Annotated in this window: 19 protein-coding genes; 12 read left to right on the forward strand and 7 right to left on the reverse strand. The window is 64.7% G+C overall.

What is annotated here, in order from left to right:
• Nucleotides 1–87: 87 nt before the first annotated feature.
• The 4 genes from RX330_RS32685 to RX330_RS32700 all read left to right on the forward strand — a co-directional run bounded on the left by RX330_RS32685 (nucleotide 88) and on the right by RX330_RS32700 (nucleotide 2,966).
• Nucleotides 88–1,533 carry a TAXI family TRAP transporter solute-binding subunit gene (locus RX330_RS32685; RefSeq protein ID WP_212087733.1) on the forward strand — a complete coding sequence of 482 codons (1,446 nt, stop codon included), beginning with the start codon at nucleotides 88–90 and terminating at the stop codon, nucleotides 1,531–1,533.
• Between the two features lie 117 nt (nucleotides 1,534–1,650).
• The gene (locus tag RX330_RS32690; RefSeq protein ID WP_212087731.1) at nucleotides 1,651–1,869 is read left to right on the forward strand and encodes a hypothetical protein; all 219 of its coding nucleotides are present in this window, start codon (nucleotides 1,651–1,653) and stop codon (nucleotides 1,867–1,869) included.
• Nucleotides 1,870–2,021: 152 nt separating this feature from the next.
• The gene (locus tag RX330_RS32695) at nucleotides 2,022–2,168 is read left to right on the forward strand and encodes a hypothetical protein (RefSeq protein ID WP_317241216.1); all 147 of its coding nucleotides are present in this window, start codon (nucleotides 2,022–2,024) and stop codon (nucleotides 2,166–2,168) included.
• Between the two features lie 12 nt (nucleotides 2,169–2,180).
• Entirely contained in the window at nucleotides 2,181–2,966 is a 786-nt protein-coding gene (locus tag RX330_RS32700; RefSeq protein ID WP_317241217.1) for an enoyl-CoA hydratase/isomerase family protein, read from the forward strand.
• An 85-nt stretch (nucleotides 2,967–3,051) separates the two neighbouring features.
• Here RX330_RS32700 and RX330_RS32705 read toward each other — a convergent pair whose 3' ends face one another.
• Nucleotides 3,052–3,696, reverse strand: a complete 645-nt coding sequence (locus tag RX330_RS32705; RefSeq protein WP_317244016.1) for a glutathione S-transferase family protein — start codon at nucleotides 3,694–3,696, stop codon at nucleotides 3,052–3,054.
• Nucleotides 3,697–3,796: 100 nt separating this feature from the next.
• Here RX330_RS32705 and RX330_RS32710 point away from each other — a divergent pair, with 100 nt between their 5' ends.
• Together RX330_RS32710 and RX330_RS32715 are read left to right on the forward strand one after the other, a co-directional pair.
• Nucleotides 3,797–4,777 (forward strand): helix-turn-helix transcriptional regulator, encoded by a 981-nt coding sequence (locus RX330_RS32710; protein WP_317244017.1) that lies wholly within the window; start codon nucleotides 3,797–3,799, stop codon nucleotides 4,775–4,777.
• Nucleotides 4,778–4,914: 137 nt separating this feature from the next.
• A complete protein-coding gene (locus RX330_RS32715; protein ID WP_212087727.1) occupies nucleotides 4,915–5,163 on the forward strand; it encodes a hypothetical protein in 249 nt (82 codons plus the stop codon).
• A gap of 54 nt (nucleotides 5,164–5,217) precedes the next feature.
• Here RX330_RS32715 and RX330_RS32720 read toward each other — a convergent pair whose 3' ends face one another.
• The 3 genes from RX330_RS32720 to RX330_RS32730 all read right to left on the reverse strand — a co-directional run bounded on the left by RX330_RS32720 (nucleotide 5,218) and on the right by RX330_RS32730 (nucleotide 8,150).
• A complete protein-coding gene (locus RX330_RS32720; RefSeq protein ID WP_317241218.1) occupies nucleotides 5,218–6,165 on the reverse strand; it encodes a fatty acid desaturase in 948 nt (315 codons plus the stop codon).
• A gap of 15 nt (nucleotides 6,166–6,180) precedes the next feature.
• Nucleotides 6,181–7,191: an alpha/beta fold hydrolase gene (locus RX330_RS32725; protein WP_317241219.1), complete on the reverse strand. Its 1,011-nt coding sequence runs from the start codon at nucleotides 7,189–7,191 to the stop codon at nucleotides 6,181–6,183.
• Between the two features lie 155 nt (nucleotides 7,192–7,346).
• Nucleotides 7,347–8,150 (reverse strand): MBL fold metallo-hydrolase, encoded by an 804-nt coding sequence (locus RX330_RS32730; RefSeq protein WP_317241221.1) that lies wholly within the window; start codon nucleotides 8,148–8,150, stop codon nucleotides 7,347–7,349.
• Between the two features lie 177 nt (nucleotides 8,151–8,327).
• Between RX330_RS32730 and RX330_RS32735 the strand changes: the two genes are divergently transcribed.
• Nucleotides 8,328–9,530 carry an MFS transporter gene (locus tag RX330_RS32735; protein ID WP_212087713.1) on the forward strand — a complete coding sequence of 401 codons (1,203 nt, stop codon included), beginning with the start codon at nucleotides 8,328–8,330 and terminating at the stop codon, nucleotides 9,528–9,530.
• 196 nt (nucleotides 9,531–9,726) lie between these two features.
• Nucleotides 9,727–10,677: a helix-turn-helix transcriptional regulator gene (locus RX330_RS32740; RefSeq protein ID WP_317241223.1), complete on the forward strand. Its 951-nt coding sequence runs from the start codon at nucleotides 9,727–9,729 to the stop codon at nucleotides 10,675–10,677.
• Nucleotides 10,678–10,715: 38 nt separating this feature from the next.
• On the opposite strand, the gene RX330_RS32745 is transcribed toward RX330_RS32740, so the two are convergent.
• Together RX330_RS32745 and RX330_RS32750 are read right to left on the reverse strand one after the other, a co-directional pair.
• Nucleotides 10,716–12,329 carry an acyl-CoA synthetase gene (locus RX330_RS32745; RefSeq protein ID WP_317241224.1) on the reverse strand — a complete coding sequence of 538 codons (1,614 nt, stop codon included), beginning with the start codon at nucleotides 12,327–12,329 and terminating at the stop codon, nucleotides 10,716–10,718.
• 68 nt (nucleotides 12,330–12,397) lie between these two features.
• The gene (locus RX330_RS32750; RefSeq protein ID WP_317241225.1) at nucleotides 12,398–13,165 is read right to left on the reverse strand and encodes a FadR/GntR family transcriptional regulator; all 768 of its coding nucleotides are present in this window, start codon (nucleotides 13,163–13,165) and stop codon (nucleotides 12,398–12,400) included.
• Nucleotides 13,166–13,330: 165 nt separating this feature from the next.
• Between RX330_RS32750 and RX330_RS32755 the strand changes: the two genes are divergently transcribed.
• From RX330_RS32755 to RX330_RS32770, 4 genes are all read left to right on the forward strand, one after another.
• The gene (locus RX330_RS32755) at nucleotides 13,331–14,536 is read left to right on the forward strand and encodes an ABC transporter substrate-binding protein (protein ID WP_317241226.1); all 1,206 of its coding nucleotides are present in this window, start codon (nucleotides 13,331–13,333) and stop codon (nucleotides 14,534–14,536) included.
• 241 nt (nucleotides 14,537–14,777) lie between these two features.
• Complete coding sequence (locus RX330_RS32760; RefSeq protein WP_317241227.1) at nucleotides 14,778–15,845, forward strand: HlyD family secretion protein; 1,068 nt, start codon at nucleotides 14,778–14,780, stop codon at nucleotides 15,843–15,845.
• Nucleotides 15,842–18,616, forward strand: coding sequence for a ribosome-associated ATPase/putative transporter RbbA (rbbA, locus tag RX330_RS32765; RefSeq protein WP_317241228.1), 2,775 nt, complete (start codon nucleotides 15,842–15,844; stop codon nucleotides 18,614–18,616). Before RX330_RS32760 ends, rbbA begins: the two co-directional genes overlap by 4 nt.
• Nucleotides 18,617–18,618: 2 nt before the next feature.
• Nucleotides 18,619–19,731 carry an ABC transporter permease gene (locus tag RX330_RS32770; RefSeq protein WP_212087701.1) on the forward strand — a complete coding sequence of 371 codons (1,113 nt, stop codon included), beginning with the start codon at nucleotides 18,619–18,621 and terminating at the stop codon, nucleotides 19,729–19,731.
• 134 nt (nucleotides 19,732–19,865) lie between these two features.
• On the opposite strand, the gene RX330_RS32775 is transcribed toward RX330_RS32770, so the two are convergent.
• Entirely contained in the window at nucleotides 19,866–22,919 is a 3,054-nt protein-coding gene (locus RX330_RS32775) for an ATP-binding protein (protein ID WP_317241229.1), read from the reverse strand.
• Between the last annotated feature and the right edge of the window lie 202 nt (nucleotides 22,920–23,121).

Below are 23,121 nucleotides of genomic sequence, written 5' to 3' on the forward strand. Positions count from 1 at the left end.
TTCAGATGTTTATGAATTGCAGAGGCGCCCGCCGCGACCACGTCCGCGAGCCGCCGGCCACCTAAAGAATAAGGCCCGAGTGCTGCCATGAGTACTGAAGGCCCCATTTCATCACCGACCGAGCCGCCGCCCCGGCGTCCCAAGGTCATCAAGACCAATCAGCAGCAGGTCTTTCTCTACGTCGTGCTGACCCTGTTGTTGTCGCTCGCCACTGTCTGGGGCGGCCGCGCCATGCTGCACAATTCGGAAACGCTGACTTTTGCCGTCAGCGCTCCCAACAGCGACGAGGCGCTGTTCGCGGCCAAGTTCGCCACCGTGCTGAAGACCAACGCCTCGCGCTTCCGGATCAAGATCGTCAACAACGCGGACAATGCCAAGGCGCTCGCACAGTTCGACCGCAAGGAGGCCGACCTTGCCGTCCTGCGCACCGACGCCAAGGTGCCGCTGCGGGCGCGCACGCTCGCGATCCTCGAACACGATCTCGTGCTTCTGCTCGGTCCCGGCAGCAAGAAGATCAAGTCGATCGCCGAGTTGAGGAAGAAAAAGGTCGCGGTCGTCGCCGAGAACGAGTCGTCCCTCGCTTTCGTCCGCAGCATCCTCGACATCCCCGACGGTCCGGACGCCGCAAAAATCCAGATGGCGCCGCAGGGCTCGACGCTCGACAAGCTGTTTGCAGCGCCAAACGGCTTCGGCGCGGTGATCGCCATCGTCCATGCCTCCAGGGCAGTGCGGGACAAGACCTATGAGCTGGCCGCCAAGCGCGGCGGCTTCACGCTCAACGCGATCGACGAGGCCAAGGTGCTGGCGCGGAGATTGCCGGGCATTTCCAGCGAGACGCTGGCGGCGGGCACGCTGTCGGCCTCGCCGCAAATTCCCGAAGACGATCTCGACACGATCGGGCTCGAATGGCTGCTGGTCGCGCAATCCAGAATGTCGCCGAGCACGGCAGGCGAGCTCGCACGCATCATCTATGAAAACAAATCAGCGCTCGGGCTCGACAATGGCTTTGCCACCAGAATAGAGCCGGCTTCGGTCGAGAAGGACGCCTTCGTGATCGCGCATCAGGGCGCGGCCGACTACATCAACGACGACACCAAGTCGTTCATGGATAAGTACAGCGACCTGATGTATCTGGGCGCCGTCGCGCTCAGCGTCATCGGCTCGATCTTCGCCGCGATCTACGCCAAGATCACCCGCATCGCGCCCGAGAAGGCCAGCGAGCTCTCCACAGCCATCCTCGACATCGGCGAGCGGATCGAGCACGCCCACTCTCTGGATCAGCTCGAATGTCTCCAGGACGAATTGGAGGGGATCTTGCGCCGCGCCGTCATCGGCTTGCGCGACGGCACGATCAGTACTGACGGGCTCGACACCTTCAAGCTCGGCTACGAATTCGTCCGCGACGAAATCGGCATGCGTCGCGGCTATCTGAAACGTCATGCCGCCGAGGCCGAAAAGGCGCCCCGCGAGGCGGGTCCTGCCCAGCACGATGAGAGCAATGTCGTGGTGGTGAAGACCGCCCAGAGCGCCTGAAGGAGCCGATGCAGCTCGCCCGGAGCCCTGCCGGGTTCCCCGTCTAGCACGGGGCGAAATTCGGGAACCGCCGCGATCTGCAACCGTTGGTTTCCGGTTACAACCGGAGACCGCAGCATGCGTGCACTCCTCGTCGTCCTCCTCCTGGGAATGCTGGCGGCGGCCGGCTACTTCGCTTACTCCGCAATGGCGGTCGAAGGTGAGCCGATCCCGACGGAAGGCTATGTGGCGCTGGCACTGGGCGCGGGATTTTCCATCATTATCGGCATCGGACTGATGGTGCTGCTGTTTTTCAGCAGCCGCCGCGGTTACGACGAGCCGCCGCATTTCAGGTAGCGGCCCCAGCCGGCCTTTCTCATCGGCCCTCGGCCTGTTTTTCGACGACGCCTGGGCCCGGGCCCGTCGTTGACGGCCTCGACCCGGGCGGGCACTTTGGCGCCGACGTCCCAGCCGGGACCGTAAGAGCCGGAACCGAGCCGCCTTCCCGCATGTCCAAGCCGATGATCTCCGCTCTGGCCCAGTTCGCGGCCGCCACGGCCGGCCGCAACATGACCAAAGCGGCCCATGCGCGGCACGCGGATCTCGCGGAGACCATCGACGCCGAGGCGAAACGGCGCGCGCTCGAAAACAGCTAAATGGAGACAAGAATGTCGGACATCACCGACGCAGCCACCGGCCCCCTGCTCGAACGCCGCGGCGCACGCGCCACCATCCGCCTCAACCGGCCCAAGCATCTCAACCGGCTCCAGGCGGAGGACCTCGACGAGCTCGTCAGACTGTTCGACCAGATCGAGACAGATCCAGCCATCCGCGTGCTGGTGCTGACCGGCACCGGCCGCGTCTTCTCCGCCGGTTACGACCTCAATTCGGTCGCCGAGCGCGCCGTCAGCGCAAACGAGCAGCAGAGTGCGGGCTCCGCCTTCGAGGTGGTCGTCAACCGGCTGGAGGATTTGGGCATGCCGACGATCTGCCGGCTCAATGGCGGCGTCTACGGGGGCTCGACCGACCTCGCGCTCGCCTGCGATTTCCGCGTCGGGGTCGACACCGCCGAGATGTTCATGCCGGCGGCGCGGCTCGGGCTGCATTATTACCGGAGCGGCATCAAACGCTACGTCACGCGGCTCGGCGTCGACAATGCGAAAAAACTGTTCCTGACCGCGCAGAAGATCAGTGCACCGGAGATGCTGCGCATCGGCTATCTCACCGACATGGTGCCGGTGGAATTCCTGGACGAGGAGGTCGACAAGCTCGCTGGCGTCCTCGCCGGCAACGCGCCGCAGGCGATGCGTGGCATGAAGCGGGCGATCAACGAGTTCGCCCGCGGCGAGCTCGATGATCGCGCCGCCGACCAGCGCCACCGCGACAGCATGCGCGGTGACGAGATCAAGGAAGGTATCAAGGCGTTCGCGGAGAAGCGAGCGCCGAAGTTTTAGCTCCGAATCTTCGCAAGACACCACCCTGTGGTTATGGGTCCCGGGTCTGCGCCTACGCTTGCCCGGGAATGTGAGGCGCGCGCCCTCAGCCTCCGACCGCCTTGGCATGCTCCGCAGCCATCTCGTCGTCCGCCGCATTGATTCGCTGGAACGCCGGCCGTGCGGTCATACGTTCGGCATAGCGGACGAAGACGTCCTTCTTCGGCACGATGCCGAACATCATGGTCCAGCTGAACGCGACGCCCCACAGCACATCGGCAGCCGTCATACGCTCGCCGAGCAGATACGGCCCCTTCGACAGCTGCGCTTCGAGCGCGCCGAGCATGGTGTCGTAGTCGGCATAGGGCGACTGCGTGATGGGCGCCGGCTCGCGCTGCATGAACTTATCGATCAGCGCCGGCTCGAAGGATGAGCCGTAATAGGCGATCCAGCGCAGATAAGGACCGCGCAACGAATCGTTCAGCGCCGGGGTCAGCCCCGCCTGCGGAAACAGATCGGCGAGATGGATGGTGATCGCGACCTGCTCGGTTACCAGGGCGTCGCCGTGGCGAATCGCCGGCACCTTGCCGAGCGGATTGATGGCGAGATAGGCGGGTTGACGCTGCTCGCCGGCCTTCATGTTGAGGACATGGAGATCGTAGGGCGCCCCCAGCTCCTCCAGCAGCACCCGCGTGCCGGTGGCGCGGCTTTGCGGCGAGTAGTACAGCGTGATGCGGCTCGGATCGGTCATGGCAGGTCCGGTCATAACAGGTCTCCTGGGGTGTCGTCTGACGACGCGTCTTGTAGAGACCCATACCTGACATCCTGTGTCAGGTATGGTTAAAGCAATCATGCGCGCGAGCCGGATGCTGTCGATCCTCACCACCCTCCAGGCCAGGGGGCAGGTTACCGCGCCCGAGCTCGCGGAGGCCTGCGAGGTCTCCGTGCGCACGATCTATCGCGACATCGACGCGCTGGCGGCGTCCGGCGTTCCCGTTTACGCCGATCGCGGCGCGGAGGGCGGCTATCGCCTGCTCGACGGCTATCGCGTGCGGCTGAACGGCCTGTCGCAGAGCGAGGCGGGCGCACTGTTCCTGGCGGGATTGCCGGGGCCGGCCGCGGCGCTCGGGCTCGATGCTGCGATGATCGCCGCGCAGAACAAGCTGATGGCCGCGCTGCCGGCTAATCTGCGCGAGGACGCCGGACGGATGCAGGAGCGTTTTCACCTAGACGCGCCGGGCTGGTTTGGCGAGACCGAAGACCCAAAGCACCTGCGCACGATCGCCGGGGCGGCCTTGCGCGGGTCGCTAATCAAGATTCGCTACCAGAGCTGGCGCTCAGAGAAGCAGCGCCGCGTTGCGCCGCTCGGCCTCGTGCTGAAGGGCGGCAGCTGGTATCTCGCAGGGCAGGTCGACGGCAACGTCCGCACCTATCGCGTCGCGCGCGTGCTCGACTGCACGGCGCTCGACGATCGCTTCGAGCGCCCCGCCGATTTCGATCTCGCCGCATATTGGCAGGCTTCGACGCTTCGTCTCGAGGCCGAGATGCATCCCAATGTCGCTGTCGTGCGGCTGTCGCCGTTCGGCGTCAAGCTGCTCGATGCCTTGAGCCAGCCCTATGTCAAGGCGCGCACGCAGCTCGAAGAGAGCGCTGATGCCGACGGCTGGCGCATTGCGCGCGTGCCCGTCGGCAAGACATCCTGGCACGCCGCAGCCGAATTGTTGCGGCTGGGTCCCGAGGCGGAGGTGCTGGAGCCCGCCGATCTCCGCGACAAGATGACGGAGCTGACGCAGGCCATGGCCGCGCGCTACCGCGCGGCGCATAAAACCTGACCGCGGCGTGCATCGCCGCAGCCGACGAAACAATCCTGAAACACGATTCTCGGCCAACGGCGTGAACGCATTCGCGTCTCGGCCCGACCGAGATGCAGGGACACAGCAATGGCCCTAGCGCCAAATGGAGAATGAAGATGTTTCGTAAGCTTGCACTTGGTCTGATCGCCGCCGGCTCGCTCGCTGTCGCCGCTCTCGCCCCCACCGCCGCTTCGGCCGGCGGCTTCCATCATCACCACGGTCATCACCACTGGGGTCCCGGCTGGGGCTTTGGCGGTATCTACCTCAACACCGGCGTCAGCAACTGCTACCAGGAACGCCTCGTCCGCACCCGTCACGGCATGCGCGTCCGCGTCGTGAATGTCTGCGCCTACGGGATCTACTGATATCGCCTTCACGACAAAGCTCCGGTCGCACTGCGACCGGGGCTTTGCATTTGACTAGCCGCCCTGCCGCTGCCGGCGAAACCAGGCCCACGTCTCGCGCGTCGTTCTGATGTAGCCGCGGCCGCGATGCACGATCTCGCCGTCGACGATCTCGTTCAGCCTGGGCAGCGCATGGAAGGGGATCGAGGGATAAGCATGGTGCTCGACGTGGTAGGGCATGTTCCACGCGAACCATTTGACGACCGCGCCGGTGTAGGTGGTGCGGGTGTTCTGGAAGGCGCTGCGGGTGCGGTCGCAGCCAGTATGCTCGGCATAGAGATAGGGCCGCAGGAAGAACTGCCCGATGACGAGCGGCACGATCCAGACCCAAAGCAGCAACGCTGACGAGAACCACAGCGAGAGCGCGAGCATCAGGACATAGAGCGCGACATAGGCGCGCGCCTCGATGACGATGGTGGCGCGCTTGCCCTCGGGAATCCAGGGGACAGTGACCTTGCCCGTGACGGCATGGCCGAGCATCAGCCGCAGACGGCCGGCGACCTGGAGCAGGCCGCTATAGGCAATCGCGAGCTGCGTGTCGGATTTGGGCTTCACGCCGACGACCAACTCGGGGTCCTTGTCCGGATCCTGGGTGTAACGGTGATGATCCCAGTGGAACAGGCAGTAATATTCGTAGGGCAATCCGACGATGAAGCCTGAGAGATAGCCGACCGCGAGGTTGAGACCGCGGCTTTTGAACGCGGTCTTATGCGCCGTCTCGTGCACCGCCATGAACAGGAAGGCGACGAAATAGCCCTGCACCGCCATCAACGGCAGCGCCCAGAGGACGCCGTATGTCGCACTGACCTTCCATATCAGCGTGCCGACCAGCGCGATCACGCCATAATGGCAGAGGCTACGCGCCGCGCCCTGGACATTGGAGCGCATCGACAATTCGCGCAGCATCGCCGGCGTCAGCGGCTTCAGGCGGTGGCCGGACTCTGAAACGGTCGCGTCAGTCATGGTCGGATGCCTCTGTCACTTGCCGAGAAGGGCTGCGATCTCGGCCTTGATGAAGGCCTGGTCGCGCAGATTGCCAACGGGGTTGCCGGCGCGATGGCCGTGCAGGGACGGGATCGGATGCAGCACGGCCGATCTCGCGTTGGTCAGCCGGCCGAGTTCGTCCTCGTTGTCGCGGACGTCGAAATAACGATCGGTCGCGCCCGGCATCAGCAGCATGTGCGCCCTGATCGCCGCCAGCGCCCGATCGAGGTTGCCGCCGAATGCTCCACAGCGACTGATGTCGCCACGCTGCCAGATGCCGATCTGCGCCAGGAGATCATTGGCGTCGCGGCGGGCAAAGGCCGCATCCCAGGTGCGAACGAGGTAGTCCTCCAGCGAGGCGAAGCCGGCCTCGCGCCAGAGCTCGTCGCGATAGAACCCGTGTGACATCGCCCAGCCGGCATAGACGCGCCCCATGGCGCGATAGCCGGCGACGGGCTTCCCGGCGAAACGGCCGTCGCGGAAGGCGGGATCGGCGGTGAGCGCCGCCTTCACGCTTTCCAGGAAGACGTAATTATAGGGCGCACAACGCGCACTGCCGCAGACCACGGCCGCGCGCGCGACCATATCGGGATGCAGCGCCGCCCAGTGATAGGCCTGCATGCCGCCCATCGACCAGCCGTAGACGAGGGCGAGCCTTGCGATGCCGAAGCGCTCGGTGAGCAGCCGGTGCTGGACCGCGACCGCATCGTGATAAGTCACCTCGGGGAACGGCGCCGCGGTATTCGACGGCGAGGACGACAGGCCGTTGCCGAACAAGTTCGGGACAATGATGAAATAGCGCGTGGGATCGAGCACGCCGTCCGGGCCGATCAGCCACTCGGTGTCGAAATGCTGCGCGCTGAACGAGGTCGGATAGAGGATGACGTTGTCCTTTGCCGGGCTCAACGTGCCGTAGGTCTTGTAGGCGAGCTTCAGCGCGGAGAAGACGGCCCCGGACTGGAGGGTGACGTCGCCGGCTTCGAAGATGTCGTAATGTGCCGTCAAGAACCGAACTCCCGCTCGCCACCCGGAATGCGCCGCTTGAGGCGGGATGCATCGATCATGCCGAACCGGCAGACGCGCCGTTGCGTCACGCCACATAACTGTACTTATAGTACAGTTATTTTGGACGGGCAAGATACATCCAGCGAACCGACCGCTCAGGCGATGGCGGCGATATAGCGCTCGACCGATGCCGCGAAAGCCGCCTTGGCCCCAGTGGCAATATTGCGTCCCCACCAAGCGCCGTAGATCCGATCGAAGGCGAGCGGCTCGACGGCGGTCGCGATCCGCCGCACCGCGGCGGCATTGAGCGGCATGTAATTGGGGTAGGAATACATGAAGCTGACGAAGCGGCGGTCCATCGTCACCTGGGCGATATCGCCGGTGAGCAGCGCGCCCCTGCCGTCCGCGCAGCGCGCAGCGTGCAGCATGGTGGCGCCGGCAAAATGACCGCCGGTGCGCAGCAGCAGCACATCGTCGGAGATGCGGTGGCTTTCGCCGGTCCAGTGCACGATCGAGGGATGCGGCCGTGTGACGAAAGCGCGATCGTCGGCATGCAGGTAGACCGGCACCCCGCCAAATGTGTCGCTCCAGTCGGCGACCGCGCCGTAGTAGTGCGGATGCGAGATCGCGATGGCCTTCAGTCCGCCGAGTGCGGCAACGTATTGGATGGCTTCATCGGTTGCGAGCGGAATGCAATCCCACATCACGCAGCCGTCGCCTTGAGGCACCAGCAGCGCGCGCTGCCCGATGGCGAAGCTCGGCTCCAGGCCGATGCCGGTGAGGCCGAGATCGTCGCGTCCCACCAGTCGGTATCCCCGCATGAGCTCCTCGCGCGTGAGGAAGCTCTGCCCTTCCCAGTTCACGAACTGCCGCTCGTCCTCGCAAATCGGGCAGGAGACGGGCGGATTTCCACCGCTCGGGAATTGAGCGCCGCAGGTTTCGCAGGACCAGAGAGGCATGACGCGAGCTCCATGGGGAATGATCGCAGGATGACATTGCGAGCGAGCGTTCAGCAAGGTCGATGAGCAGCAAGGGAGTGACTGGAACCAACGCGGCCAGCGCCCGTTACGCTTCAGATCAACGCCAGAGCGATCGGCAAGAGGATCACGACACACGAAGAGCATGTTCGAGTTTCGATGACATCGAGATCCCCTTCTCCGTCCCGCCTCTGGCCCCTGTTCGCGCTCAATTTCTTCATGGCCGACATGCAGTCGGGCATCGGGCCGTTCGTCGGCGTATTCCTCCAGGAGCGCGGCTGGACGACCGGACTGATCGGCACTGCGCTGACGATCGGCAATGTCGCGGGCATGCTGATCACGACGCCGATCGGCGGCTTCATCGATGCCAGCCGCAACAAGCGGATGTGGGTCGTGATTCCCGGCATCTGCGTGGTCTCGGCATCCGCAATCATTCTGATCTCGCAAAACTTCTGGGCGGTGACGTTCTCGCAAGTCGCGCAATCGCTGGCGAGCGCCGCGATCGTACCGGCGGTGACAGGCATCACGCTGGGCATCGCCAAGCAGAAGGGCTTCAATGCGCTCAACGGCCGCAACCAGGCGTACAACCACGCGGGCAACATGGTCGGCGCCGCCCTGTCGGGCTATCTCGGCTACAAATACGGCTATGTCGCCGTGTTCATGCTGGCGGCCTTGTTCGGTGCCATCGCGATCGCCTGCGTGCTGATGATTCCGGCCAAGGCAATCGATGACCGGGCCGCGCGCGGCAGCAAGGAGGATGACTCCAAGGCTCCGCCGGATGCGATGGCGATGCTGCTCAAGCACAAGGCACTGCTCGTGCTGGCACTCGCGCTCGCACTATTCCACCTCGGCAATGCCGCGATCGTTCCACTCTACGGGCTCGCGGCGGTCGCCGAGGGACAGGCCAACGGCCCGAGCTTCGTCGCGACCACCGTCGTCATTGCACAAGGCGTGATGGTCGTGACGTCGCTGATCGCGATGAAGGCCGCGAGCAAGCGCAATTACTGGCCGGTGATCCTGGTGTCCTTCATGTTCCTGCCCATCCGCGGCGTGCTCGCCTTCTTCGTGACGGGATGGTGGGGCGTCGTGCCGATGCAGGTGCTCGACGGCATCGGCACGGGTCTGCAGACCGTTGCCGTCCCCGGCATGGTCGCGCGCGCGCTCAACGGCACCGGCCGTATCAATCTCGGCCAGGGCGCCGTGATCACGGTGCAGGGTGTCGGCGCCAGCCTCAGCCCCGCGCTCGGCGGCTGGATCGCGCAATGGACCGGCTACGGTCCGGCCTTCCTGCTGCTCGGCGCGTTCGGGCTCGCATCAATGGCGCTGTGGTTCGCGTTCGGAGCGGCGGTGAAGAAGTATTGAGCTTCGCCCCCGCGCGAACACCATAGCGGGAATTGCCTGTGTGATCCCGGCGTACCGAACTGCGGCACCTGGTCGCGGTCCCCGCACGTCATCGCGAGTGGCTTATCACGCAATCCCGCGCTTTTGCCGTTGCGGCGCATCAGCCTGACGGTACAACCTGCCGGCAGATCGCCGACAAACCTGCGCCTTCCGATCGATGACACAGCCACAACTCTCGTTCAACGGCGATCCGACGGGGCCGGCCTATGAGGGGTGGCGCGAGCAGTTCTGCCGGCGGGTGATGGGGACCGACTTCGTTCCGATCGGAGACGGCCCGGTGCACCGAATGATCACGCCGGCCATCCTTCCGCGCCTGCGGCTGTCCGCCTCCTACGGTACGCCGATGAGCTTCGTGTCCATGGGCACCAACGACGAATTGGTTGTCGCCATGTCACCAAATTCGGCTCTGAACGGAACCATGGGCAGGCGCGCACTGAACATTGCGGCCGGCGATCTCACGATCGGCGATCCCTCGATCAAGGGTGCCCAAATCACCCAGACAGGGTACGGCAACTTCCAGACCGCACTGTTGCCCCGCAAGGCGTTACTGCGGGCGTGCCCGAATGCCGAGGACCTGATTGCCCAGTCGATTCCCGGCGCCAATCCGATCACGTCGATGTTCCTGCGGTATTACGATCTCGCGCATGCTTATGCCGACAAGCTCGCGCCTGCGGAGCTCGATGCGGTCTCGCAGCACTTGTTCGACCTTTCGGTGCTGATGATCGGCGCCCGCGGCGATGTCGCCGAGGAAGCTCGGACGCGCGGCCTTGCCGCAGCACGTCTCGAGACTCTCAAATCCGACATCCTGGCACAGTTGGACAGCCCCGCGCTGTCACTCACCGTCCTGTCGGCCATGCACCGGGTCAGCCCACGCACGATCCAGCTTCTGTTCGAGCAGGCCGGCATCACTTATAGCGGGTTCGTGCTGGAGCAGCGCTTGCTGCGCGCCGAACGGCTGCTTCGAAACCCTGCCATGCGCACCCGCAAGATCATCGAGATCGCGCATCTCGCGGGTTTCCACGACGTATCCTACTTCCATCGCGCGTTTCGCCGCCGCTTCGGACAGACGCCCGACGACGTCAGGAAGCTGGCCGGCAACGTCGGCTAGCGAAGCTCGACCGCGACGCTGCCCAACGCCGCCCGGTTCTATGCCCCAAAATTCTTCTGGATCGCCTTGTTCAGCGTCTCGCCGCCGACGAAGCGCTGGCGCAGCTCGCGCTTGAGCAGCTTGCCGCTCGGATTCTTCGGCAAGGCATCGACGAAAATGACGCGCTTGGGCACCTTGAAATGCGCCATCTGGGCAGCGCAGTGCTTGATGACGGCGTCCTCGTCCAGCTTTTCACCGCTCTTGACCACGACGATGGCGGTGACCGCCTCGATCCACCGCGGATCAGGCAAGCCGACGACGGCGACCTCCGAGACCGCGGGGATGCGGTAGACCATCTCTTCGACCTCGCGGCTGGCGACGTTCTCGCCGCCGGTCTTGATCATGTCCTTAACCCGATCGACCACGGTGATGTGGCCTTCCTCGTCGACCGTGGCGAGGTCTCCCGAGTGAAACCAGCCGCCCGAAAATGCTGCCGCAGTCTTCACCGGATCGTTGTAATAGCCGGACAGCAAATGCGGCGAGCGGTGCACGATCTCGCCGACTTCACCGACCTTGACGTCCTCCATCGCGGTGTTGACCACCCGAGTCTCGACATTGAGCACAGGCTTGCCAGCCGAGCCGGCTTTGCGCAGTTGGTCCTCCGGCCGCAGCACGGTCGCGAGCGGCGCGATCTCGGTTTGGCCGTAGAAGTTCCAGAACTTGACGTTGGGCAGGCGGCGCTGAAGCTCGAGCAACACCTCCACAGGCATGATCGAGGCGCCGTAATAGCCCTTCTGCAGGGTCGACAGATCGGTCTTGTCGAAGTTCGGCGAGCGCAGCATCGAAATCCAGATCGTCGGCGGCGCGAAGAACGACGTGATCCTGTGCGCCTGGATCAGCGCCAGGATGTTGTCGGCGGTCGGCTTGCCGGTGATCACGCCGGAGGCGCCGAGATAGATCTGCGGTCCCAGGAACACGTCGAGCTGGGCGCAGTGATAGAGCGGCAGCGCGTGCAGGAACTTGTCCTCCACGCTCATGCCGCCATCGATGATGCAGCTGACATACTGCCACATCACGGCTTCATGGGTCAGCATCGCGCCCTTTGGCAGCGATTCCGTGCCGCTGGTATAGACGATCTGAGCCAGATCGCGGCTGTCGACCGACGCTTCCAGGAACGAGCGGTCGGCATGAAGCAGATCGTCGAAGGTGGTGAGGCCCGCAGGCGCGGACGCAGGGTCTTCACCCGGCAGCCAGATCATCTTCTCGACCGCACAATCCCTCGCGCTGGCTGCGCGCGCAGGCTCGACGAAATCCGGTCCGGTCGCGAGCAGCTTTGCGCCGGAGCTCTTGAGGATGAAATTGATCTCGTCCGGATTGAGCATGAAGTTGATCGGCACCAGCACCGCGCCGATCCGCGCCACTGCAAAACGCAGCGCGGCAAAGGCGTGCGAATTGCGCGAGAGCACCGCAATGCGATCACCCTTTCCGACGCCGAGGCCGAGCAGGCCGCGGCCGAGCCGGTTGCAGATCGCATCCATCTCGGCAAAGGTCCAGCTGACGTCGCCGCAGCTCACCGCAAGCTTGCTCGGCTCTCGGCCGGCGGAACGGCGCAAGAGATCACCGATTGAATGCTCGCGCGCTTTCGAGATGGTGGCTGCGGTGTCGCCGGTCATACGTTCCTCCACGTGATGTCTTTTTGCTGGATTTTATTACTTGAGATCTTGCGTCTTGTTTGTTTGCGCTACCTATGCCGGGCCGCCCGCGCGTGCTCCATGTACATGTGCTCGACCGAACGATCGAGCGAAGCAATCTTCTCGAATCCGCGGCGCCAGTCCTGAAGATGCCGGCGCGTCCACAGCACGCCGGCCTCGCGGTCGCGGTGACGGATCGCCTCGATGAGATGGCGGTGCGCCGCGACGAGACGCGGGCCGCCTTCGGCGACATTGGTCACGATCATCTCCGTGGTCGGATAGAACAATTGCGCTGCCGGCTCGCGCGCGAGCTGGAGCACGCGGTTCTGCGAGGCCTTGGCGACCAGAACGTGGAATTCGGCATCGCATTCGGCAAGCATCGCGGCATCGCCGACCACGGCCTCGCTGCGCGCGAGGTTGTCATCGAGCTCGGCGAGATTCTCCTCGTTCGCCCGCTCCACCGCGCCTTCGATGCTGGCGACCTCCAGTGTCATGGAGGCCTCGTAGAGCTCGCGGAAGGTGACCTCGTGCAGGACCAGCGCACGGCTGAGACGGCTTGCGAGCTTGCTGTAGCGCGGCAGACAAGCGTGCAGGCGGCGCGAGGAATCGCGCCGGATCAGCCCGCCCTCCTCCAGCACACGGATGCCCTCACGGATGGTCGAACGGTTGACGCCGAACTGACGGACCAGATCGTGTTCGGTGCCGATGGGATCGCCCGGCTTGAGGCGGCCATTGACGATCTCGCGTTCGATGGCGTCCGCGACCTTCTGATAGGCCGGGGCGACATCGATCGGTCGGAAGAGCGGCGCGACAGGCAAATCGACCTCCAATGGCGATTGTCGGACAAATCATACGCACGGGCGCCTTAAGCGTCAAACTCCGGCTATTCATGAGATCTTGGAGGAAATTGACTCTGTTGGGAGCCCGATCTAGCTTTGTCGGACAAAGGGACAGAATAGTCCCGTGTAAGAGGAAACGTATTCATGAGATTTATCGCAGCACTCGTGTCCGCGGCCGGCTTGCTGTCCGCTGCCCTCATCGCCCCCACCTCCGCCCAGCAGGCACCGCTCAAGATTGGCGTGCTCTCCGACTTCTCCTCTGTCTATTCCGACATCGGCGGCATGGGGAATGTCGAGGCGACCAAAATGGCGATCGAGGACTTCGGCGGCCAGATGTTCGGCAAGCCGATCGAGATGCTCAGTGCCGACGTGCTCAACAAGCCCGACGTCGCCTCCACCATCGCCCGCAAATGGTGGGAGACCGAAGGCGTCGACATGATCATCGACCTGCCGACCTCGGCGACCGCGCTTGCCGTGATGGAGCTGTCGAAGCAGTACGAGAAGATCATGATCGTGACTGACGCGGCGAGCTCCGACATCACCGGAAAGTCGTGCTCGCCCTACACCGCGCACTGGACCTACGACACCTACGCCAACGCCCACACCGTCGGCAGCGCCATCGTCAAGACCGGCGGCGACACCTGGTTCTTCCTCACCGCCGACTACGTGTTCGGTCATTCGGTCGAACGCGATACCGGCGACGTGGTGAAGGCGGCGGGCGGCAAGGTGCTCGGCAGCGTCAAGCATCCGCTCAACACGGCGGATTTCTCCTCGTTCCTGCTCCAGGCGCAGGCCTCAAAGGCCAAGATCATCGGGCTCGCCAACGGCGGCGGCGACACCATCAACGCGATCAAGCAGGCCGGCGAGTTCGGCATCGTCGCCGGCGGCCAGAACCTGGCTGCGATCGTGATGTTCATCTCCGACGTGCACAGCCTCGGCCTCAAGCTCGCGCAGGGGCTGATCGTCACCGAGGCGTATTACTGGGATCTCAACGACAAGACCCGCGCCTTCGGCAAGCGGTTCCTGGAGCGCGTCAAGCGCATGCCGACGATGAACCAGGCCGCGACCTACAGCGCCACGCTGCATTACCTCAAGGCCGTACAGGGTGCGGGCACCCGCGATACCAAGACGGTGATGGCGAAGATGCGCGAGCTGCCGGTACGCGACGCCTTCACCGACAACGGCGTGCTGCGCGAAGACGGCCGCATGGTGCACAGCATGTACCTGTTCCAGGTGAAGAAGCCGGAGGAGTCGAAAGGACCGTGGGATTACTACAAGCTGCTCGCCGAGGTGCCCGCCGACCAGGCGTTCCGGCCTCTGAAGGATGGCGGCTGCCCGCTGGTGAAGTGAGGCGGCCCGGATCGAGCCCCTAGTCATCCGTTCGACAAGCCTCGCTCGTCCGCCTGACAATCTGGGCGGACGAGCGGCTATGACGACGCACGGCCCAAAATAGAGGCAGGACGCTTCCTGCCGCGATCTGATCTGCATCAAGTTGCGGTGCAAAATACCCTGCAATGTTGAGTTGGCCCTTTCGCACGAGTGGCGGGCGGGTATCTCAATAGTGGGCGCCGCCGCACGGCGTTTTGAACAGATGAACTTCACGCCGGGTCGAGTCATCGCCGCGATCGCCGTGCTCGTTGCAGGTGGCGGCTACTATTATTGGCAGCACCGCGATGCCAACACGCTGCCGGCAGGCTTCGCCCGCGGCAACGGCCGCATCGAAGCGGTCGAGATCGACATCGCCACCAAGACGCCGGGGCGGATTCGCGAGATCCTGGTCGGCGAAGGCGACTTCGTCCGCGCGGGTCAGATTCTGGCACGCATGGACACCGAGCAGTTGCAGGCCCAGCGCCGCCAGGCCGATGCGCAGCTCCAGCGCGCGGCGATCAACGTCGAGACCGCGAAGAGCCTGGTGAACCAGCGCGAGGCCGAACGCAAAGCCGCCGAAGCCATGGTCGACCAGCGCATCGCTCAACTCGACAGCACGAGCCGCAAGCTCGATCGCTCCGAACAATTGATCAAGACGAGCGCGGTGTCGCAGCAGGTCCTGGACGACGACCGCTCCTCCAACGCCACCGCGAAGGCGGCGCTCGCCGCGTCCCACGCCCAGGTCGCAGCGTCCGAGGCCGCGATCAGCTCCGCTCGCGCGATGGTGATCGACGCCGGCGCCGCGGTCGACGCCGCCAGGGCCGCGATCGAGAGCATCAATGCCGACCTCAACGACAGCGTGCTGAAGGCGCCGCGCGACGGCCGCGTGCAGTATCGCGTGTCGCAGCCCGGCGAGGTGCTCGCCGCCGGCGGCCGCGTCCTCAACATGGTCGATCTCGGCGACGTCTACATGACGTTCTTCCTGCCGACGGCGGATGCGGGCCGCGTCGCGATCGGCGCCGAGGTTCGCCTCGTGCTCGACGCCATCCCGCAATATGTGATTCCCGCCAAAGCCACCTTCGTCGCCGACGTCGCACAATTCACGCCCAAGACCGTCGAGACCGAGGAGGAACGCCAGAAGCTGATGTTCCGCATCAAGGCGCATATCGCACCCGATCTGCTGCGCCAGCACATCGAGCACGTGAAGACCGGCCTGCCCGGCATGGCCTATGTGCAGCTCGATCCGGCCGCGCAATGGCCCGGCAATCTCAACATCAAGCTGACGAGATGAGCACGGCTGCCGCAGCCGAGCGACCTGCCGAGCGCGGCAGCGTGGCGCATCTCGACGACGTGGGCCTCAACTACGGCAAGACCCGCGCACTGGATGCCATCACGCTCGACCTCCCATCCGGCTGCATGGTCGGACTGATTGGCCCCGACGGCGTCGGCAAATCCAGCCTGCTCTCGCTGATCGCCGGGGCCCGCGCGATCCAGCAGGGACGTGTCCACGTGCTCGGCGGCGACATGGCGAGTTCGCGCCATCGCCGCAACGTGTGTCCCGACATCGCCTACATGCCGCAGGGGCTCGGCAAGAACCTATATCCGACACTGTCGGTGTTCGAGAATATCGACTTCTTCGGCCGCCTGTTCGGACACGACAAGGCCGAACGCAGCAGGCGGATCGCCGGCCTGCTGCGCGACACCGGGCTAACGCCGTTCGCCGACCGGCCGGCGGCAAAACTCTCCGGCGGCATGAAGCAAAAGGTCGGCCTGTGCTGCGCCCTGATCCACGATCCCGAGCTTCTGATCCTGGACGAGCCGACCACCGGCGTCGATCCGCTGTCGCGCCGCCAGTTCTGGGAACTGATCACCTCGATCCGCGCCAGCCGCCCCGGCATGAGCGTGATCGTCTCGACCGCCTACATGGAAGAGGCCGCGCAGTTCGACGTCCTGATCGCGATGAATGCCGGCCGCGTGCTGGCGACGGGAACGCCAGCCGAACTCAAGCGGCAGACCGGCGCCGATACGCTCGATGACGCCTTCATCCGCCTCCTGCCCGATGCGGATCGCAGTACCTACACCAATGTCGTCATCCCGCCGCGCGGCGAGGGGCATGACGAGATCGCGATCGAGGCCGATCATCTGACCCGACGGTTCAACGGCTTCGTGGCCGTCGACGATGTCAGCTTCCGCATCAGGAAGGGCGAGATCTTCGGCTTCCTCGGCTCGAACGGGTGCGGCAAGACCACGACCATGAAGATGCTCACCGGCCTCCTGCCGGTGAGCGAAGGCACCGCGCGATTGTTCGGCAAGACCATCGATGCCGGCGACATGTCGGTGCGGCGGCGCATTGGTTACATGTCGCAGGGGTTCTCGCTCTATTCGGAGCTCACGGTCGCGCAGAATCTCGATCTGCATGCGCGGCTGTTCAGGCTGCCGGCGGACACCATCGCCGCGCGCACCAAGGAGATGATCGCGCGGTTCGATCTTGCCGACGTCGCCGATTCTTTGCCCGACACGTTGCCGCTGGGTGTGCGGCAGCGTTTGTCGCTGGCAGTCGCCATGATCCATGCGCCCGACATTCTCATCCTCGACGAGCCGACGTCCGGCGTCGATCCAGTCGCCCGCGACCGCTTCTGGCAGATCCTCGCCGAGCTATCCCGCAAGGACAACGTCACGATTTTCGTCTCGACCCATTTCATGAACGAGGCCGAGCGCTGCGACCGGGTCTCGCTGATGCATGCGGGCAAGGTGCTGATATCGGACACGCCCGCGGCGATCGTGGCTGCACGCGGCACCGCCACGCTGGAGCAGGCCTTCATCGCCTGCCTGGAAGAGGCGATCGCGGACGGGGCGGAGCTGGCCGGCCGGCCGGCGGCCGTCTTGCCAACTCCCGCATCGGCAACCGCCGCCCCGCCCGCTCGGCGCAATGCTGCATTCAATCCGACGCGCATGCTCGCCTATTCCAGGCGGGAGACGCTCGAGCTGCGGCGCGATCCGATCCGCGCCACCCTCGCGATCCTCGGCAGCGTGCTGCTGCTGTTCGTGCTCGGATACGGCATCAGCATGGACGTCGCGAACCTGACCTTCGCCGTGCTCGACCGCGACGACAGCGCGATCAGCCGCGACTACAGTCTTCAAATCGCGGGCTCGCGCTACTTCACCCAGAAATCGCCGATCACGGATTATGCCGACCTCGACCGTCGTATGCGCGCCGGCGAGATCGGCCTTGCCATCGAGCTGCCGCCGGGCTTCGGCCGCGACGTCAGCCGCGGCCGCCGTGTCGAGATCGGCGCCTGGGTCGACGGCGCCAATCCGACGCGGGCCGAGACGCTGCGCTCCTATGTCCAGGCGATCCACGCCAACTGGCTCGCGCAAAAGGGCCGCGAGCTCTATGGCGAGGCGGCGATCGCCGGCGCCTACCAGCTCCAGCTGCGCTACCGCTACAACCCTGATGTCATCAGCGTCGTCGCCATGGCGCCGGGCATCATCCCGCTGCTGCTGGTCATGATTCCGGCGGTGCTCGCAGCGCTTGCGGTGGTGCGCGAGAAGGAACTCGGCTCGATCGTCAATTTCTACGTCACGCCGGTGACCCGGCTGGAATTCCTGCTCGGCACGCAGCTGCCTTACGTCGTGCTGGCGTTCGGAAACTTCCTGCTCCTGGTCGCCTTCGCGCTCACCGTCTTCGGCGTCCCCTTCACGGGGAGCTTTGCGACCTACGCACTGGCCGCGCTGCTCTACGTCACGGCCACGACCGGCCTGGGGCTGGTGATCTCGGCCTTCATGAACAGCCAGATCGCGGCCTTGTTCGGCACCGTCCTGATCACCCTGATACCCGCCATCCAGTATTCCGGCCTGATCGATCCGGTCTCATCGTTGCAGGGACTGGGCGCCGTGATCGGGCGACTCTATCCCACCACCTATTTCGTCACGATCTCGCGCGGCACCTTCTCCAAGGGCCTGGCGTTCGACACCCTCCACAACGATCTCCTGGTGCTCGCCATCATGGTCCCCGTCCTGATGATTGCCGGCACGATGCTGCTGAAGAAACAGGCTCGCTGACCATGCGCTTCGACAATTTATTCCAGCTCGGTGTCAAGGAATTGCGCGGCCTGGTGCGCGACCCGATGCTGCTCGTGCTGATCGTCTATTCCTTCACGCTCGCGATCTATGCCGGAGCCAAGGCACTGCCCGAAACCTTGAACCACGCCGCGATCGCCATCGTCGACGAGGACCGTTCGCCGGTTTCCAGCCGCATCGAACTGGCATTCACGCCGCCATACTTCTCCGAGCCGCGCCTGATCTCGCAATATGAAATGGACCGGCGGATGGACGCGGGGCTCGACACGTTTGCGCTGAACATTCCCCCGGAATTCCAGCGCGACTTGCTGGCAGGGAAGTCGCCGGCGATTCAGCTCAACATCGACGCGACGCGGATCTCGCAGGCGTTCAACGGCGGCGGCTATATCGAGCAGATCGTCAGCGCGGAAATCGCCGAGTTCCTGGCGCGGACGCGCAATGCGCAGACCGCGCCGATCGAGCTGACCCTGCGGGCACGCTTCAACCCGGAGCTGAAGAAATCCTGGTTCGGCGCCGTCGACGAGGTCATTAACTCGATCACCATGCTCTCGATCATCCTGACGGGCGCCGCGCTGATCCGCGAGCGCGAGCACGGCACGATCGAGCACCTGCTGGTGATGCCGGTCACGCCGCTCGAGATCATGGTCAGCAAGGTGTGGTCGATGGGGCTGGTGGTGCTGGCCGCTTCGGCGTTGTCGATCGTCTTCGTGGTCAAGGGATGGCTTGCGGTGACCATCGACGGCTCGATCGCACTGTTCCTGCTCGGCGCGGCGCTGCAGCTGTTTGCGACGACCAGCATGGGCATCTTCCTCGCCACCGTCGCCGGATCGATGCCGCAGTTCGGATTGCTCCTGATGATGACCCTGCTGCCGCTGCAGACGCTGTCCGGCAGCATGACGCCGCGGGAGAGCATGCCGCAATTCGTCCAGGACATCATGTTGGCGGCGCCCAATACGCATTTCGTGATGCTCGCGCAGGCGATCCTGTTCCGTGGGGCGGGACTGGAGTCCGTGTGGCCGCAGCTCGTCGCGCTCGCCGTGATCGGCTGCGTCTTCTTCGTGATCGCGCTGCGGCGATTTCGCGCGTTCCTGGCGTGAGCCGCGAAGGGCTTCGCCTCAAATCTGCGAAAACAACCCCATGCACAGTAGCTAAGCTATTGCCTTGCCTGCAGAATTTTTTTGACTTGTCGAGCAGATTTGGTGCATCGCGGCGCTGACCCCGGCAGGCGGGGTCAGGTCAGCTCATTTCCCCGGGCGAGCAGCCCGGCCAGCATCGCCTCGGCCTTGCTCTGGAGCGGCTGCGCGCCGCATTCGGAGGCGATCGCGATCGCCGCGCGCAGAGCGGCGAGGATCGCGGCCTTGTTCGCCTCGCTCGAAGGAGGCGTCACCACGGCTTCACCGAACAGGGCCTCGGCCTCGAGGCCTGAAAACCCCTGCTGGCGGGCGGTGTTGCGCGCCTCGCGCAGCATGTACTGCGCCGCCTGGACGTCGTCGAGGCGGGAGGTCGCGAGCGCAAGGTAGATCGAGCTGCGCAGCACCGCCGAGGTATAGCCGACCGCCTTCGCCTCCTCGCGCGCTTCGGTCAGCATGCCGCGCGCCCGCTCGAACAGACCCCGCTCGAGATAGGCCATGCCGAGATGGCAACCGAGCACCGGCACGAACAGCCGGATGCCGTGCTTCTGCGCAAGAACGAAGCCGTCCTCGAGGATGGCGGCGGCCGCAGCGGGATCGTTCTGAGCGAGCTTCAGCCAGCCGCCACTATAAGCGGCGGCGACGCGGTCGTAGGGACGGCCCGTCTCCTCGGCAATGGCGGAAGCCTCGCGCTGGAGCTGCTCGGCGGCATCGAGCTCGCCCATGACGGCGTGGGTGATGCTGTTCATCATGCAGCAAAGCAACAACGCAGATTTCGGCGTCGAGCCGAAAGGAGCACTGGCCTCCGGCCCCGTCAGCTGGGCGCAGGTCCGCGCGAAGAGCCCATCAGCTTCACGATAGCGCCCGGCAAGGAAATACACCTGGCCAAGACCGTATTGCGCAGCGTTGAGCCAACCCGGATTGCCCCACTCCCGTGCAAGGCGCACCACCTCCTCGCCGACGATGACCGCTTCGACTGGGGTCCCGTAGAAATTCTGTGCAGCCGCCATGACCGTCAAAGCAGCTACTTTCCGCCCGATGTCGTTGATTGCGTCGGCACGACGCTCGGCCTCCTTGCCGAGGTTCAGCCATTCGGCGATCTGGCCGGACGCAATGAACGCCGCACGCGCTTCGATGCGAACGTCCACGGCATTCGCTTCCCTTGCGGGATTGGCCGGCGTCATGTCCAGCGATCTCATCGCGGTCTCGAAATAATCTGCCGCATCGCTAAATGCCGACCGCGCCAGGCATCGTCTCGCCGAGGCCCTGCCGTAGACGAACGACTTGTCCCAATCCTTCGCTCGCGTGGCGTGATAGCAGAGCTTGTCGGGATCGTCGGCGCCACCTTCGCTGCCCTCCAGGGCTGAAAGAATGCGCGCGTGGATGTCTTCACGCACCTTTTCGACCATGGAATCATAGGTGACCTGCCGGACCATCTCGTGCCGGAACTCCAGCGAATTTTCCAGTTCGCTGTCGATCCTGACGAGCAACTCGGAGCGATCAAGCGCTGCGAGGCACCCCTGCAGGACATCCTCGGGCAGGGCTGCGATCTTGCCCAGCATGGCTTCGTTCGATCTCGGCCCCAAGGTGGCGGCGATCTGCAATATGGATCGCTCTTGCTTGGACATCCGATCGAGACGCGCTGCAATCACGCCCTGGATGCTGGTGGGAATACCGAGTTCGTCGATCGGACGCACGAGCGCGAGATCGCCCCATTGGCCGCGCAGCGTGCCGCTATCCTTCAATCCGCGGCAGACCTCCTCGATGAACAGGGGGACGTTGGCGGTATGAGATATGATCCGGCTCTTCAGATCGGCGTTCGTCTCGGAGGAGCCAAGCATGTCTGCCAGCATGGCCAGCCCTGAATCGTCGTCGAGCGGCCGCATCGCGACGATCTCCGCCTGACAACGCGCAATCCAGACCGGCATGCCATTCGGCCGCGAGGTGAGGAGCACGAGAAGGCCGGCCGTCTGTAGCGAGGCGATGGCGGCCACGACGACGTCGCTGGCCCGATCGATCCAGTGCAGGTCCTCGAGCAGAACCACCGTTCGCTGGCGGCTGGCGAGGCCTCCGATGATGGCACAGCTTGCATCGGAGAACGCTCGCCCCCGTGCATGAGGCTCCAGCTCATCCCAGTGCGGATTCGATACAGGCAGATCAAGCACCGCGTCGAGCGCAGTTTGCTGGATCGCCGGCAGGTCCTTGCGAGGATCCTCCGCGCCGTGGGCTTCCTTCGCCGCATCCATCGCCGCCAGCAAAATCCGCTTGAGCGTGCTGAACGGGGCCCCCTGCAGGTTCGGGCTGGACTCCGCGTCGATCAACCGCCAACCATCGGCTTTCAACTGCTGGGCAAACTCATGCGCAAGCCGCGATTTGCCGATACCCGCATCGCCCAGTAGCAGGATTGTCTGTCGGGCGGCCCTGGCGTTTCCGGCGGCGCGCTCCAGCAGAGCCCGCTCGGTCGTTCGATCGACGAAGCGGGAGACGCTGCGCGCCCGGCGCACCCGCCAGCTCGACAGGTCGCTCGCGCCTACGATCCGATAGACCGGCACGGGCTGGCTGAATCCGCGCAGGGACTTGCCGCCCAGCGCTTCGAACCGGACATGTCCCTCGGCGAGCTTTTGACAGGCTTCCGAGGCATAGATCTGGTTCGCCTCAGCCGCCGTCTCCAGCCGTGCGGCCAGATGCTGGGCCGCGCCACCGATCTCGTAGACTTTCGAGAACTCGCTGGCGACCATGTAGGCAACGACATGGCCGGAGTGGAGGCCGACCCGCACCTGAAGCCCGGGATCACCCAGGCTTGCGACGCGCCTGACCAGCTCGATCGCCGCGTGGCAGGCCATGGGCGCATGGTTGTCGTCGGCGATCGGGGCACCGAACACCGCGGCCAGCCCGTCGCCCAGCTCCTTGCTGACGATGCCGCCGAACTGCCGAACCGCCCCTCGCATAGCCGCCAAGGCTGGCTCCAGCCGCGAGACTGCCTCCTCCGGGTCCAGTTCGGCAACCAGACCGGTGGAATCGACCACATCGGCCCGGAGAATTGTGACAAACCGTCGTTCGCTGTCGGGATCGACGCGCTGGCGGACGGCCGCTCCGCATTTGGGGCATCGGCTATCGCCCTGGTCGATCGTCGACTGACACGCCGTGCAAAGCATTCCCGTGCTCTCAGGACATTGCGGCGGCATACTCTGTCGGCCTCCGCAATCGATGGCGATAAGATCGCTTAAGGAAACCTGCTTAGCAACGGCGCATGCAATTCATCTCGGGCATAGCGTCCTCCACCGGTTGGCGATCTGGACGATTCACAGTTCCAGGTGGTAGCTTGCAGGAGCTGCGCGAAAAAGAGGCTGCGAACAA

This window comes from Bradyrhizobium sp. NDS-1, assembly GCF_032918005.1.
GTDB lineage: Bacteria > Pseudomonadota > Alphaproteobacteria > Rhizobiales > Xanthobacteraceae > Bradyrhizobium > Bradyrhizobium tunisiense.